At 45.3% G+C, this 13,895-nt stretch carries 15 protein-coding genes; 14 read left to right on the top strand and 1 reads right to left on the bottom strand.

Annotated features, from left to right (window positions below; all coding sequences use genetic code 11):
- The 13 genes from rpoZ (at window position 1) to spoVM (ending at window position 12,981) form a co-directional block, all read left to right on the top strand.
- Window positions 1-204, top strand: a complete 204-nt coding sequence (gene rpoZ / locus NYE43_RS08475; RefSeq protein WP_003221520.1) for a DNA-directed RNA polymerase subunit omega — start codon at window positions 1-3, stop codon at window positions 202-204.
- Window positions 205-283: 79 nt separating this feature from the next.
- Window positions 284-1,504 (top strand): bifunctional phosphopantothenoylcysteine decarboxylase/phosphopantothenate--cysteine ligase CoaBC, encoded by a 1,221-nt coding sequence (gene coaBC / locus NYE43_RS08480; RefSeq protein WP_341061576.1) that lies wholly within the window; start codon window positions 284-286, stop codon window positions 1,502-1,504.
- Window positions 1,501-3,918: a primosomal protein N' gene (gene priA / locus NYE43_RS08485; protein WP_341061578.1), complete on the top strand. Its 2,418-nt coding sequence runs from the start codon at window positions 1,501-1,503 to the stop codon at window positions 3,916-3,918. The genes coaBC and priA overlap by 4 nt, the downstream gene beginning before the upstream one ends.
- 26 nt (window positions 3,919-3,944) lie before the next feature.
- A complete protein-coding gene (gene def / locus NYE43_RS08490; RefSeq protein WP_024121358.1) occupies window positions 3,945-4,427 on the top strand; it encodes a peptide deformylase in 483 nt (160 codons plus the stop codon).
- A 4-nt stretch (window positions 4,428-4,431) separates the two neighbouring features.
- Window positions 4,432-5,385 (top strand): methionyl-tRNA formyltransferase, encoded by a 954-nt coding sequence (gene fmt / locus NYE43_RS08495; RefSeq protein WP_059292801.1) that lies wholly within the window; start codon window positions 4,432-4,434, stop codon window positions 5,383-5,385.
- The gene (gene rsmB / locus NYE43_RS08500) at window positions 5,372-6,715 is read left to right on the top strand and encodes a 16S rRNA (cytosine(967)-C(5))-methyltransferase RsmB (protein WP_341061582.1); all 1,344 of its coding nucleotides are present in this window, start codon (window positions 5,372-5,374) and stop codon (window positions 6,713-6,715) included. Before fmt ends, rsmB begins: the two co-directional genes overlap by 14 nt.
- Window positions 6,716-6,718: 3 nt before the next feature.
- Window positions 6,719-7,810 (top strand): 23S rRNA (adenine(2503)-C(2))-methyltransferase RlmN, encoded by a 1,092-nt coding sequence (gene rlmN / locus NYE43_RS08505; protein ID WP_024121361.1) that lies wholly within the window; start codon window positions 6,719-6,721, stop codon window positions 7,808-7,810.
- Between the two features lie 6 nt (window positions 7,811-7,816).
- Window positions 7,817-8,581 carry a protein-serine/threonine phosphatase PrpC gene (prpC, locus tag NYE43_RS08510; protein WP_044155932.1) on the top strand — a complete coding sequence of 255 codons (765 nt, stop codon included), beginning with the start codon at window positions 7,817-7,819 and terminating at the stop codon, window positions 8,579-8,581.
- Window positions 8,575-10,524, top strand: a complete 1,950-nt coding sequence (gene pknB / locus NYE43_RS08515) for a Stk1 family PASTA domain-containing Ser/Thr kinase (RefSeq protein ID WP_341061585.1) — start codon at window positions 8,575-8,577, stop codon at window positions 10,522-10,524. The genes prpC and pknB overlap by 7 nt, the downstream gene beginning before the upstream one ends.
- A gap of 14 nt (window positions 10,525-10,538) precedes the next feature.
- The gene (rsgA, locus tag NYE43_RS08520) at window positions 10,539-11,441 is read left to right on the top strand and encodes a ribosome small subunit-dependent GTPase A (protein ID WP_024121364.1); all 903 of its coding nucleotides are present in this window, start codon (window positions 10,539-10,541) and stop codon (window positions 11,439-11,441) included.
- Between the two features lie 3 nt (window positions 11,442-11,444).
- Window positions 11,445-12,098: a ribulose-phosphate 3-epimerase gene (rpe, locus tag NYE43_RS08525; protein WP_024121365.1), complete on the top strand. Its 654-nt coding sequence runs from the start codon at window positions 11,445-11,447 to the stop codon at window positions 12,096-12,098.
- Between the two features lie 74 nt (window positions 12,099-12,172).
- On the top strand, window positions 12,173-12,817 hold the full coding sequence (locus tag NYE43_RS08530) for a thiamine diphosphokinase (RefSeq protein WP_316961226.1): 645 nt from the start codon (window positions 12,173-12,175) through the stop codon (window positions 12,815-12,817).
- 83 nt (window positions 12,818-12,900) lie between these two features.
- Window positions 12,901-12,981, top strand: coding sequence for a stage V sporulation protein SpoVM (spoVM, locus tag NYE43_RS08535; protein ID WP_003221545.1), 81 nt, complete (start codon window positions 12,901-12,903; stop codon window positions 12,979-12,981).
- Window positions 12,982-13,052: 71 nt separating this feature from the next.
- Here spoVM and rpmB read toward each other — a convergent pair whose 3' ends face one another.
- Window positions 13,053-13,241, bottom strand: coding sequence for a 50S ribosomal protein L28 (gene rpmB, locus NYE43_RS08540; protein WP_003221548.1), 189 nt, complete (start codon window positions 13,239-13,241; stop codon window positions 13,053-13,055).
- 278 nt (window positions 13,242-13,519) lie between these two features.
- On the opposite strand from rpmB, the gene NYE43_RS08545 reads away from it, so the two are divergent.
- The gene (locus NYE43_RS08545; protein ID WP_024121367.1) at window positions 13,520-13,882 is read left to right on the top strand and encodes an Asp23/Gls24 family envelope stress response protein; all 363 of its coding nucleotides are present in this window, start codon (window positions 13,520-13,522) and stop codon (window positions 13,880-13,882) included.
- The last annotated feature ends 13 nt before the right edge of the window (window positions 13,883-13,895 follow it).

A 13,895-nucleotide genomic window follows, 5' to 3' on the forward strand; every position in this document is an offset into this window, starting at 1 on the left:
ATGTTAGATCCATCAATTGACTCATTAATGAATAAATTGGATTCAAAATACACGCTCGTAACCGTTTCTGCTAGACGCGCGCGTGAAATGCAAATCAAAAAAGACCAGATGATTGAACATACGATTTCACACAAATATGTAGGCAAAGCTTTAGAAGAAATTGATGCAGGCCTGCTTTCGTTTGAAAAGGAAGACCGCGAATAGTAGCACAAGTAGCAACCTATATCATGTAGGTTGTTATTTTTTTCCGTGCTGTTTTTATATTGCAGAGGGGGAGAAGTCATTGCTGAACAATCGAAATGTGTTACTTTGCGTGAGCGGAGGCATCGCTGTTTATAAAGCCTGTGCGCTGACAAGCAAACTGGTGCAGGCGGGGGCAAATGTTAAAGTCATTATGACTGAATCTGCGTGCCAGTTCGTATCACCGCTGACATTTCAGGCATTGAGCCGCCATGAAGTATATACAGATACATTTAAAGAACAAAATCCAAGCGTCATCTCTCATATAGACGCAGCTGACTGGGCCGACCTGATTATCGTAGCGCCGGCTACGGCCAATGTGATTGGAAAACTGGCCAACGGCATTGCAGATGATATGCTGACAACAACCTTATTAGCGGCAACAGCTCCGGTATGGATTGCGCCCGCCATGAATGTGCATATGTATGATCATCCGGCAGTCAAACGCAATATTTCTGTCCTATATCAGGATGGTTTTCGTTTTATTGAGCCGAGCGAGGGCTATTTAGCATGCGGTTACGTCGGAAAAGGAAGATTGGAAGAACCCGAAAACATCGTGAAGCTTGCGGGAAAGCATTTTGCAGAGGAAAAAAACGCGCCTTTAGAAGGGAAATATGTTGTGATTACAGCAGGCCCGACACGGGAGGCAGTTGATCCTGTACGTTTTTTCACGAATAAATCGACGGGTAAAATGGGATACGCATTAGCTGAGGCTGCGGTGCAACTCGGTGCAAACGTGACCTTGATCTCAGGGCCGGTTTCGCTTGATGTCCCTAAAGGGCTTTCACAGTTTATCCCGGTCCAATCGGCTGCGGACATGCGCGATGCGGTGCTCTCTGTGTATGAGAGAAGCGACGTCGTCATAAAAACAGCTGCTGTTGCCGATTTTACGCCAAAAACAGTATTTGACCAAAAAATGAAAAAACAAGACGGCGGAATGACCCTTGAATTAAAAAGAACAGTCGACATCTTAAAAGAACTGGGCGAGAAAAAACAGCATCAGCTGTTAGTCGGTTTTGCTGCTGAGACACAAGATGTGGAACATTACGCCCGCAAAAAGCTTTCTGCCAAAAATCTTGACATGATTGTGGCGAATGACGTGAAAGCGGCAGGGGCCGGTTTTGGTGCTGATACGAATATTGTGACGCTCTTTTTCAAAGACGGGCGCAAACGCGAGCTGCCGAAGATGTCTAAGCTCGATGTTTCGTTTGACATTCTTGGAGAAGTCGCAGCCCTCTTAAAACAAACCGGAGAGCACTCATGAATTTTGCCGAAGTCATCGTTGATGTCAGCACCAAAAATATAGACAGGCCGTTTGATTACAAAATCCCAGACCATCTTAAAGGTATGATCAAAACGGGAATGAGGGTCATTGTTCCGTTTGGCCCCCGTAAAATTCAAGGGTTTGTGACAGCTGTCAAAGATACGTCTGATCTCTCAGGTAAATCTGTCAAAGAAGTGGAGGATTTATTAGATCTTACGCCTGTTTTGACAGAAGAGCTGATGCATTTGTCTTCATGGCTGTCAGACAAAACGCTGTCTTTTAAGATTACGGCGCTTCAAGCGATGCTGCCTGCCGCATTAAAGGCAAAATATGAAAAAGAGCTGAAGATTGCGGAAGGTGCGGATATCCCGCCGCAGGTAGAACGACTGTTTTCTGAAACAAAGAGCTTGCTGTATTCCGATATACCTGATCACGATACGCTGAAAATCATCCAGAAGCAGGTTCAAAAAGGCCATATCGATGTAACTTATAAAGTGGCGCAAAAAGCGAACAAAAAAATGGTCAGGTATATTCAGGCCAATGCCGGTAAAGAAGAGCTCTCCAAGCAGGCTGAGGGTTTATCCCGACAAGCGGCTAAACAGCAGGCGATCCTGCACTTTTTCATGACAGAACCGGAAGGCACGAAAATACCTGCTGCGGACCTGTGCAAAAAAACAGACACAAGCTCAGCCACCATCAAGACCCTGATCCAAAAGGGGCTTCTGAAAGAAACCTATGAAGAGGTTTACAGAGACCCCTATCAGGACAAAATGTTCAAAAAAACAGAACCTCTGCCGCTGACAGACGAGCAGAGCGCGGCCTTTCAGCCGATACGCCGGACGTTAGATAACAATGAACATCAAGTGTTTCTCCTGCACGGAGTGACGGGAAGCGGCAAAACGGAAATTTATCTCCAGTCGATTGAAAAAGTGCTTGCGAAAGGAAAAGAAGCCATCGTACTTGTACCGGAAATATCGTTAACGCCGCAAATGGTTCATCGATTTAAAGGGCGTTTCGGCTCTCAGGTAGCCGTGATGCACAGCGGGTTATCCACTGGTGAAAAGTATGACGAGTGGCGCAAAATCCACCGCAAGGAAGTACGGCTTGTCGTTGGCGCGAGGTCCGCTATTTTTGCCCCGTTTGAAAATCTCGGGATGATTATCATCGATGAGGAGCATGAATCGTCCTATAAACAAGAGGAAATGCCGCGCTACCATGCGAAAGAAGTAGCGATCAAGAGAGCGGAGCACCACCGCTGTCCGGTTGTGTTAGGTAGTGCTACACCGACGTTAGAGTCATATGCACGGGCGCAAAAAGGAGTGTACGAGCTGCTTTCGCTGAAACACCGCGTCAATCACCAAGTGATGCCTGAGGTTTCGCTTGTGGATATGAGAGAGGAGCTCAGAAACGGCAATCGCTCTATGTTTTCAATAGAATTGATGGAAAAGCTTGAAGAAACCATTGCCAAGGGTGAACAGGTTGTGCTGTTTTTAAATAAAAGGGGCTATTCCTCCTTTGTGATGTGCAGGGACTGCGGATATGTCCCGCAATGCCCTCACTGCGACATTTCCATGACGTATCACCGTTCCGGCCAGAGGATGAAATGCCATTATTGCGGACATGAAGAGCCTGTTCCGCATACTTGTCCTGAATGCGGGAGCGATCATATCCGTTTTTTCGGAACGGGAACACAAAGAGTGGAAGAAGAATTAACAAAGGTGCTGCCACATGCAAGAGTCATACGGATGGATGTTGATACGACCTCTCGGAAAGGTGCCCATGAAAAATTATTGTCTGCTTTCGGAGAAGGAAGAGCAGATATTCTTCTTGGAACGCAAATGATTGCGAAAGGGCTTGATTTTCCGAATGTGACACTTGTCGGAGTCTTAAGCGCTGACACAACACTGCACATTCCTGATTTCAGATCTGCTGAAAAAACGTTTCAGCTGCTAACACAAGTCAGCGGCCGCGCGGGAAGACATGAAAAACCCGGCAATGTCATCATTCAAACGTACACACCGTCCCATTACAGCATCCAGCTGACGAAAACGCATGATTATGAAACGTTTTATCAGCATGAAATGGCGCACAGGAGGGAGCAATCCTACCCGCCGTATTACTATTTGGCTCTTGTGACGGTTTCTCACGAGGAAGTGGCAAAAGCGGCTGTAACCGCTGAGAAAATCGCACACTTTCTGAAAGCAAACTGCGGGGCAGATACGAAAATACTTGGTCCAAGCGCATCGCCGATCGCCAGGATCAAAGATAGATATCGTTATCAATGCGTGATAAAATACAAACAGGAAACCCAGATATCAGCTTTATTGAAGAAGATACTGGAACATTATAAACGCGAAATTGAACAAAAACATGTAATGATTTCAATTGATATGAATCCTTATATGATGATGTAAGATCTCACGTCTTGGAGGGTAATGAATTGGCAGTAAAAAAGGTCGTCACACATCCCGCGGAGGTTTTGGAAACGCCCGCGGAAACCGTGACTGTTTTTGATAAAAAGCTAAAAAAACTGCTTGATGATATGTACGATACCATGCTCGAAATGGATGGAGTCGGACTGGCAGCGCCGCAGATCGGTATTTTAAAAAGAGCGGCTGTTGTTGATATCGGAGAAGAAAGCGGCAGAATTGACCTTGTGAATCCGGAAATTCTTGAACAAAGCGGCGAGCAAACCGGAGTTGAAGGATGCTTGAGTTTTCCCGGCGTCTACGGAGATGTCACGCGTGCCGATTATGTGAAAGTGCGGGCGTATAACCGTCAGGGAAAACCGTTTATTCTTGAAGCAAGGGGCTTTTTCGCGAGAGCCGTGCAGCATGAAATGGACCACTTGGACGGCGTGCTGTTCACATCAAAAATAAGCAAATATTATACAGAAGATGAACTAGCGGATATGGAAGGATGATTTGATGACGAGAATCGTGTTTATGGGAACACCCGATTTTTCAGTTCCTGTGTTAAAAACCCTGATAGATGACGGATATGAAGTAGTGGGGGTCGTCACTCAGCCGGACCGTCCGAAGGGCAGAAAAAAAGTGCTCACGCCTCCGCCTGTGAAGGAAGAAGCTTTGCGTCACGGTATCCCGGTTCTTCAGCCTGAAAAAGTCAGACTGAAAGAAGAAATTGAAAAGGTGCTGGCATTAAAACCGGATCTCATTGTGACGGCAGCGTTTGGGCAAATTCTGCCTAAAGAGCTTCTCGACAGCCCTAAGTACGGATGCATTAATGTCCATGCGTCTCTTTTGCCTGAACTGAGAGGCGGGGCTCCTATCCATTATTCCATTCTCCAAGGAAAGAAAAAAACCGGAGTTACCATTATGTACATGGTGGAAAAATTAGATGCAGGCGATATGATTTCTAAAGTGGAAGTAGACATTGAAGAAACCGACAATGTCGGAACCCTGCACGATAAATTAAGCGTTGCTGGCGCGAAGCTTCTGTCTGAAACAGTTCCTCAAGTTATAGCCGGCGACATATCACCTGAAAAGCAGGATGACGAGAAAGCTACGTATGCGCCAAACATTAAAAGAGAACAAGAGCTGATTGACTGGTCCAGAGCAGGAGAAGAGCTTTATAATCAAGTTCGAGGTTTAAACCCATGGCCTGTTGCCTATACGACTTTAAATGGACAAAACCTGAAAGTGTGGGCGGCCAAGAAAACAGCGGCGCCGGCAAAAGCCGAGCCCGGCACAGTCATTGCTATTGAAAAAGAAGGAATTATCGTGGCCACAGGAAACGATACGGCACTGTTATTAACAGAGCTGCAGCCTGCCGGCAAAAAACGCATGCGAGGCGAAGACTTCGTCCGTGGCGCTCATGTTGAGACAGGTGATATGTTAGGAGTGCACAATGAAAACAAATAGCGTTCGTGATATTGCGCTGGAGGCGCTGGTCAAATTAGAACAAAATCAGTCATACAGTAACCTGCTCCTGAAATCGGTTATTAAATCCAATAAACTGAGCGATCAGGACCGGGGGCTTTTGACTGAACTAGTGTACGGTACATTGCAAAACAAAATCGCGCTGGATTATATGCTCAAGCCGTTTATCAACAAGCCGCAAAAGGCGAAGCCGTGGGTTATCCAGCTTCTCCGCCTGTCCCTATATCAAATGGAATATTTAGAAAAAATCCCGGACCGGGCAGTCATCCATGAAGCGGTAGAGATTGCTAAAAACCGCGGGCATAAAGGCATTGCCTCATTTGTCAACGGCGTGCTTCGCTCTATTCAGCGTGAAGGAGTCCCTTCCTTTGACGCCATCGAAGATCCTGTTCTCCGGCTTGCGACAGAAACCAGCCATCCTGAATGGCTCGTGAAAGAGTGGGCAGACGCATACGGATTTGATGCGGCTGAAAAGATTTGCCGCATTCATCTCATTCCGCCTAAGCAAACGCTGCGTATCAATCAAATGAAAACAGACAGAGCGGAGATACTTGATCAAATGGCAGCTGAAGGAATCGAAGCAGAAAAAGGCGATCTCGCCGAGGATGCTGTGAAGCTTGTTAAGGGAACAATCGCCGGAACTCACTTCTTCCAGACCGGTGAAGTGTCCATCCAGGATGAAAGTTCCATGCTGGTTGCCCGGGCCCTTGACCCTAAGCCAGGTGAAACGGTGCTTGATGCGTGTGCGGCACCGGGCGGAAAGTCAGCCCATATCGCTGAATTAATGGAGAACAAGGGAAGTGTGACATCGCTTGACCTTCACAAACATAAGGTGAAGCTGATCAAAGAAGCGTCAGAACGGCTTGGCCTTTCCATTATTGATGCGAAAACAATGGACGCGAGAAAAGCGGGAGAAACGTTTAAAAGTGAACAGTTTGACCGTATTTTGGTTGACGCTCCATGCTCAGGCTTTGGCGTGATCAGAAGAAAGCCGGATATGAAATACACCAAAACCCCGAATGACAGCTCCCGGCTTGCTGAAATCCAGCTGTCTATCTTAAGGGAAATTGCGCCATTAGTAAAAAAAGGTGGCACTCTTGTCTACAGTACGTGTACAATGGATCGGACAGAAAATGAAGAAGTTATCCATGCTTTTATACAAGAACATCCTGATTTTGAACCCGATTTGTCTCTTGAAAAGCGGCTGCCCGAAAAGGCGAGACCCTTTGTTCGGGATGGGAGGCTTCAAATCCTTCCGCATTATTTCGGAACAGATGGTTTCTTTATTTGCAGCATGAGAAAGAAGGGATAAGCAATGACAGAACTTAAAAAAACAAAGATCAGAAAAGAATTGCGGACAGAGCGTCCTTCAATTTATTCTTTTGAATTAGACGAAATCAAACAATGGCTGACAGACAACGGAGAGAAACCGTTCCGCGCGGCACAGATTTTTGAATGGCTTTACGAAAAACGAGTATCTTCTTTTGACGAAATGACAAACCTGTCAAAGGATCTGCGTGAGAAATTAAACACTCATTTCGTATTAACGACGCTGAAAACAGCAGTTAAACAAACTTCTCAAGATGGTACGATGAAGTTTTTATTCGAGCTTCACGACGGTTATACAATCGAAACCGTTTTAATGAGACACGAGTATGGTAATTCTGTATGTGTAACGACACAAGTCGGCTGCCGCATTGGCTGCACATTCTGCGCATCAACGCTCGGCGGCTTAAAACGAAATCTTGAAGCGGGCGAAATTGTCGCTCAAGTGGTGAAAGTTCAAAAAGCGCTGGATGAAACGGATGAACGCGTCAGCTCTGTCGTCATCATGGGAATTGGCGAACCATTTGATAACTTTAACGAAATGCTCGCCTTCTTAAAAATCATTAACCATGATAAGGGACTGAATATCGGTGCCCGCCATATTACTGTTTCTACAAGCGGAATCATCCCGAAAATTTACGAATTCGCTGATCAGCAAATGCAGATTAACTTTGCGATTTCTCTGCACGCGCCAAATACAGAAATCAGAAGCCGTTTGATGCCGATTAACAGAGCGTACAAGCTGCCTGATTTAATGGAAGCCGTTAAATATTACATTAATAAAACAGGACGCCGGATCAGCTTTGAATACGGTCTGTTCGGCGGCGTAAATGATCAGGTGGAGCACGCTGAAGAGCTTGCAGACTTGCTGGAAGGCGTAAAATGCCACGTGAACTTGATTCCGGTAAACTATGTGCCTGAACGGGATTACGTCCGCACACCGCGCGAGCAGATTTTTGCTTTTGAGAAAACGCTGAAATCCCGCGGAGTAAATGTCACGATCCGAAGAGAGCAAGGCCATGACATTGACGCAGCCTGCGGTCAGCTTCGCGCGAAGGAGCGTCAAGACGAGACGAGGTGATGAGGGTTGTTAACAGCCTTAAAAACAGATACAGGGAAAATCCGCCAGCATAATGAAGATGATGCGGGTATTTTTAAGGGGAAAGACGATTTTGTATTAGCGGTTGTCGCTGATGGCATGGGCGGCCATCTTGCTGGAGATGTTGCAAGCAAGATGGCTGTGAAAGCCATGGGAGAGAAATGGAATGAGGCAGATACGATTCCTGCGGCGCCGTCAGAGTGTGAAGAGTGGCTCATTGAACAGATTCTAGCGGTAAACAGCAAGATTTACGATCATGCCCAAGCGCACGAAGAATGCCAAGGCATGGGAACAACCATTGTATGCGCTCTTTTTACAGGCAAAACGGTTTCCGTTGCTCATATAGGCGACAGCAGATGCTATTTGCTTCAGGACGATCTTTTCGTTCAGGTGACAGAGGATCATTCTCTTGTGAATGAACTGGTTCGCACCGGTGAAATCTCCAGAGAAGATGCTGAGCATCATCCGCGCAAAAATGTGCTGACGAAGGCGCTCGGAACAGATCAATCTGTCAGTATTGACGCACGTTCTTTCGAAATTGAACCCGGAGACAAACTCCTTTTATGTTCTGATGGACTGACGAATAAAGTGGAAGTCACTGAATTAAAAGACATCCTGCAAAGCGATTCAGCTCCTCAGGAAAAAGTAAACCTGCTTGTGGACAAAGCCAATGAGAATGGCGGGGAAGACAATATTACAGCAGTTTTGCTTGAGCTTGCTTTACATGTTGAAGAGGGTGAAGATCAGTGCTAATCGGCAAGCGAATCAGCGGGCGTTACCAGATTCTCCGTGCCATAGGCGGCGGGGGAATGGCCAACGTTTATTTAGCTGAGGACATTATTCTTGATCGTGAAGTCGCAATCAAAATCCTGCGGTTTGACTATGTGAATGACAATGAGTTTATCAGGCGTTTCCGAAGAGAAGCCCAATCGGCATCAAGCCTTGATCACCCGAATATTGTCAGCATTTATGATTTGGGCGAGGAAGATGACATTTACTATATTGTCATGGAATACGTAGAGGGCATGACGCTAAAAGAATACATAACAGCAAATGGGCCGCTTCACCCCAAAGAAGCGCTCAGCATCATGGAACAAATTGTCTCAGCCATTGCCCATGCCCACCAAAATCATATTGTCCACAGGGATATTAAACCGCATAACATTTTGATCGACCATATGGGCAATATCAAAGTAACGGATTTTGGAATTGCGACTGCACTGACTTCGACAACAATCACCCACACCAATTCTGTGCTGGGCTCAGTCCATTATTTATCCCCCGAACAGGCGCGGGGCGGTCTGGCCACAAAAAAATCAGATATTTATGCACTTGGGATTGTCTTATTTGAGCTGTTAACCGGCCGAATCCCGTTTGATGGAGAATCGGCTGTCAGCATCGCCTTAAAGCATCTTCAGGCTGAAACCCCTTCAGCGAAAAGGTGGAATCCCTCAGTACCCCAAAGCGTTGAAAACATCATATTAAAGGCAACCGCCAAAGATCCTTTTCATCGCTATGAAACTGCTGAAGATATGGAAGAAGATATTCGAAGAGCTTTTGACGCGGACAGGCTCAACGAAAAGAAATTTACGATTCAAGATGATGAAGAAATGACGAAAGCGATTCCGATTATTAAGGATGAAGAGCTTGCGAAAGCTTCTAATGAAACCGAAGCTGACATGACATTTCCTCAAGAAAACCAAACGAAGAAAAAAGCTAAGAGAAAAAAATGGCCGTGGATTTTGCTCACCATATGTCTGATTTTTATCACGGCAGGAGTTCTCGCCGTCACTGTTTTTCCTTCTCTTTTTATGCCAAAGGATGTCAAAATACCCGATGTAGCAGGGATGGAATATGAGAAAGCGGCAGATCTTCTAGAAAAAGAAGGCTTGCAGGTAGATTCAGACGTTTTGGAAATCTCAGATGAGAAGATCGAAGAAGGCCTGATGGTCAAAACCGATCCTAAAGCCGAGTCCACTGTTAAAGAAGGAGCAATGGTTACGCTTTATAAGAGTACAGGTAAAGCAAAAAAGCAGATCGGTGATGTGACGGACCAATCAGTCGACAAGGCAAAAAAAGTGTTAAAGGAACAGGGCTTTAAAAATGTAACGGTGGATGAAGTAAATAATGATGAGAAAGACGCCGGCACTGTCATAGACCAGAATCCGTCAGCAGGGACCGAACTTGTGCCGGACGAAGATCAAGTTAAGCTCACAGTCAGCATCGGGCCGGAAGATATTACGCTCAGAGATTTAAAAACATACAGTAAAGAAGCAGCCTCAGGATATCTGGAAGATAACGGGCTCAAGCTGGTGGAAAAAGAAGCGTACTCAGATGACGTTCCGGAAGGACAGGTTGTCAAACAAAAACCGGCAGCGGGAACGGCGCTAAAGCCGGGAAATGAGGTCGAAGTGACATTTTCTCTCGGACCTGAGAAGAAACCGGCGAAAACACTGAAAGAAAAAGTCAAGATCCCATATGAGCCTGAAAACGAAGGGGACGAGCTTGAGGTGCAAATCGCGATTGACGACGCGGACCACAGCATTTCTGACACTTACGAACATTTTAAGATTAAAGAGCCCGTAGAACGGACGATCGAACTGAAGATTGAACCTGGCCAAAAAGGGTACTATCAAGTGATGGTAAATAATAAAGTCGTCAGCTACAAAACAATTGAGTATCCGAAAGATGAATAACAAGGAGGGAAAATATGCCTGAGGGCAAAATCATTAAAGCGCTAAGCGGCTTTTATTACGTACTGGATGAATCAGAGGATTCAAATAACGGAAAAGTTATACAATGCAGAGGAAGAGGCATTTTCAGAAAAAATAAAATCACCCCTTTGGTCGGTGATTATGTTGTTTATCAAGCTGAAAATAATAAAGAAGGATATCTTCTGGAGATTAAAGAAAGAACCAATGAACTTATCAGGCCGCCGATCTGCAACGTTGATCAAGCGGTGCTTGTTTTCTCGGCGATGCAGCCATCTTTCAGCACAGCATTGCTCGACCGTTTCTTGGTTCTCGTAGAAGCGAATGACATCCAGCCGATTATTTGTATTACAAAAATGGATTTAATTGAAGATCAACATACACAAAAGCTCATTCAAGCGTATGCTGAAGACTACCGGAACATTGGCTATGACGTATATCTTACCTCTTCTAAGGACCAAGACAGTTTAACGGAGATCATCCCGCATTTCCGCGGCAAAACAACGGTCTTTGCCGGCCAGTCGGGGGTTGGAAAATCCTCGCTTCTCAACGCGATCAGTCCCGAGCTGGGTTTGAGAACAAACGAGATTTCCGAGCATTTAGGCCGCGGGAAGCACACAACCCGCCATGTGGAGCTCATTCACACGTCCGGAGGTCTGGTTGCGGATACGCCGGGTTTCAGCTCTCTTGAGTTTACAGACATAGAAGAAGGAGAGCTGGGCTACACCTTCCCTGACATCAGAGAAAAAAGCGCATCATGCAAATTCAGAGGGTGTTTGCATTTGAAAGAGCCGAAATGTGCAGTCAAACAAGCTGTTGAAGAAGGGGAATTAAAGCAGTACCGCTACGACCATTATGTTGAATTTATCACAGAGATCAAAGACAGAAAGCCGAGGTATTAGATCATGGTAAAGATTGCACCTTCTATTCTTTCCGCTGATTTTGCCGCTTTAGGCAAAGAGATTCAAGATGTAGAAAAAGGCGGAGCCGATTACATTCATGTTGATGTCATGGACGGCCATTTTGTCCCGAATATTACGATTGGGCCGCTGATTGTAGAAGCCATTCGTCCGGTGACGAAACTGCCCCTGGATGTACATTTAATGATTGAAGAGCCGGATCGTTATATCCCGGCTTTCGCAAAAGCTGGAGCAAATATCCTGTCTGTACATGCCGAAGCCTGTCCGCACCTTCACCGGACAATCCAGCTTATGAAAGAGCAGGGTGTAAAAGCTGGCGTTGTCCTGAATCCGCATACACCTGTTCAAGTAATTGAGCATATTTTTGAAGAACTTGATCTCGTACTCTTAATGACGGTGAACCCTGGATTTGGCGGACAGAAATTTATTCATTCTGTTCTTCCGAAAATAAAAGAAGTGAAACGAATGGCAGAGGAAAAAGGGAAACATGATCTGCTAATTGAAGTAGACGGCGGCGTCAACAAAGAAACAGCCCCGCTAGTCATCGAAGCGGGCGCAAATTTACTTGTTGCCGGTTCTGCTGTTTATGGCCAAACTGACCGCGAAAAAGCTATTTCTGAGATAAGAGGAAACAAATAAGCAGCAGGAGAAAGAGCCGGGCGTATTTAGCCCGAGCTCTTTTTCCTGTACCCAGAAGCAGAAAGGAAAAAGAGATGAGAAAAATCAATATCGTTGCGGGAGGCCCAAAAGATTTGATCCCTGACCTGACTGGTTATACGGCTGATCACACGATCTGGGTCGGGGTTGACAAGGGCACAGTCACGCTTTTAGATGCCGGCATCATTCCTGATGAAGCTTTCGGAGATTTTGACAGCATTACGGAGCAGGAACGCCGGCAAATCGAAAAAGCCGCGCCCGCTCTCCATGTGTACCAGGCAGAAAAAGATCAAACTGATTTAGACCTCGCTCTTGATTGGGCCCTCGAAAAGCAGCCGGATATCATTCAAATCTTCGGAATTACGGGAGGCAGAGCAGATCACTTTTTAGGAAATATTCAGCTGCTGTACAGGGGAGTAAAAACAAATTCGAAAATGAAGCTTATAGACAAACAGAATGATATTCAGATGTTCTCTCCAGGTGAATATTCTCTTCTTATCGATCAAAACAAACGGTATATCTCCTTCATCCCATTTACAGAAGAAGTGGATGAGCTGACCCTCATCGGTTTTAAATATCCGCTAAATAAGTGTCATATTACGCTTGGTTCGACACTATGTATTAGTAACGAACTCATTCATTCACGAGGTACTTTTTCGTTTGCGAAAGGCATATTAATAATGATAAGAAGCACGGATTAGCTTCTGCTTTCACTCATTTGTTGAAATTAATGAACCTTAAAGCGATGAACAGGCGGTTACGGGACTTATAGGAGGGGACAAAAATGAAATTTTACACCATTAAATTGCCGAAGTTTTTAGGAGGAATTGTCCGGGCGATGCTGGGCTCATTTAGAAAAGATTAAAGCCCAGGGGTTCAAGCCCCCTTTCACCACATAAAAACGCCTGCCACATATCAGGGCAGGCGTTCATTTTGTTATACACGCTCAACTTTACCGGATTTCAAAGCTCGAGCAGATACATATACTTTTTTAGGTTTTCCGTTCACAAGGATACGAACCTTTTGAAGATTCGCGCCCCAAGTGCGCTTAGAAGCGTTCATTGCGTGAGAACGGTTATTCCCAGCTGTTGTTTTTTTACCTGTGATAACGCATTTACGTGCCATTTGTTTCCCTCCTCACTTGCACAAAACATCTACTTTTTCACTTTCATATGTTCTTAGATGCTTTCGATATGGATACTTTAAATAATTTACCACAGCTAAAAAACGTTTGCAACTATTGTTTCATCATCTTTCAAGAAAATTCACTTGACATCTTGCGCAAACAGCGGCGCTATAGTATATGTAAAGAGACGTGCAGCGTTTGTCGCGTCTTTTCTTTTCATAATGGAATTCATATAGTAGAATAGCTGTAACTCTATGCATTCGAAGGAGGAACTAGTGTGTCCATTGAATTAAGAACGAAATACGGGCAGATTGATATATCGAATGAAGTCATTGCAATGGTTGCCGGCGGCGCTGCGATTGACTGTTACGGCATCGTTGGAATGGCCTCTAAAAACCAAATTAAAGACGGACTGACTGAAATCCTTCGGAAAGAGAATTTCAGCAGAGGTGTTCAAGTTCGCCAAGAAGCAGAACAGATACATATTGACATGTATATCATTGTCAGCTACGGCACAAAAATTTCTGAAGTGGCACATAACGTCCAAACAAAAGTAAAGTACACAGTAAATCAAACAGTCGGACTTGCAGTGGACTCTGTCAATATTTATGTCCAAGGCGTACGAGTGACGAACCCGTAGTTAGGAGGAGTAG

Origin of the sequence: Bacillus sp. FSL R5-0434, from assembly GCF_038004745.1 — a bacterium.
Lineage (GTDB): Bacteria > Bacillota > Bacilli > Bacillales > Bacillaceae > Bacillus > Bacillus halotolerans.

Bases quoted from the DNA above. Each gene is read 5' to 3' on its own strand.
- rpoZ (WP_003221520.1), top strand. From the start codon at position 1: ATGTTAGATCCATCAATTGACTCATTAATGAATAAATTGGATTCAAAA.
- rsgA (WP_024121364.1), top strand. From the start codon at position 10,539: ATGCCTGAGGGCAAAATCATTAAAGCGCTAAGCGGCTTTTATTACGTA.
- rsmB (WP_341061582.1), top strand. From the start codon at position 5,372: ATGAAAACAAATAGCGTTCGTGATATTGCGCTGGAGGCGCTGGTCAAA.
- rlmN (WP_024121361.1), top strand. From the start codon at position 6,719: ATGACAGAACTTAAAAAAACAAAGATCAGAAAAGAATTGCGGACAGAG.
- priA (WP_341061578.1), top strand. From the start codon at position 1,501: ATGAATTTTGCCGAAGTCATCGTTGATGTCAGCACCAAAAATATAGAC.
- fmt (WP_059292801.1), top strand. From the start codon at position 4,432: ATGACGAGAATCGTGTTTATGGGAACACCCGATTTTTCAGTTCCTGTG.
- rpmB (WP_003221548.1), bottom strand. From the start codon at position 13,241: ATGGCACGTAAATGCGTTATCACAGGTAAAAAAACAACAGCTGGGAAT.
- NYE43_RS08530 (WP_316961226.1), top strand. From the start codon at position 12,173: ATGAGAAAAATCAATATCGTTGCGGGAGGCCCAAAAGATTTGATCCCT.
- rpe (WP_024121365.1), top strand. From the start codon at position 11,445: ATGGTAAAGATTGCACCTTCTATTCTTTCCGCTGATTTTGCCGCTTTA.
- spoVM (WP_003221545.1), top strand. From the start codon at position 12,901: ATGAAATTTTACACCATTAAATTGCCGAAGTTTTTAGGAGGAATTGTC.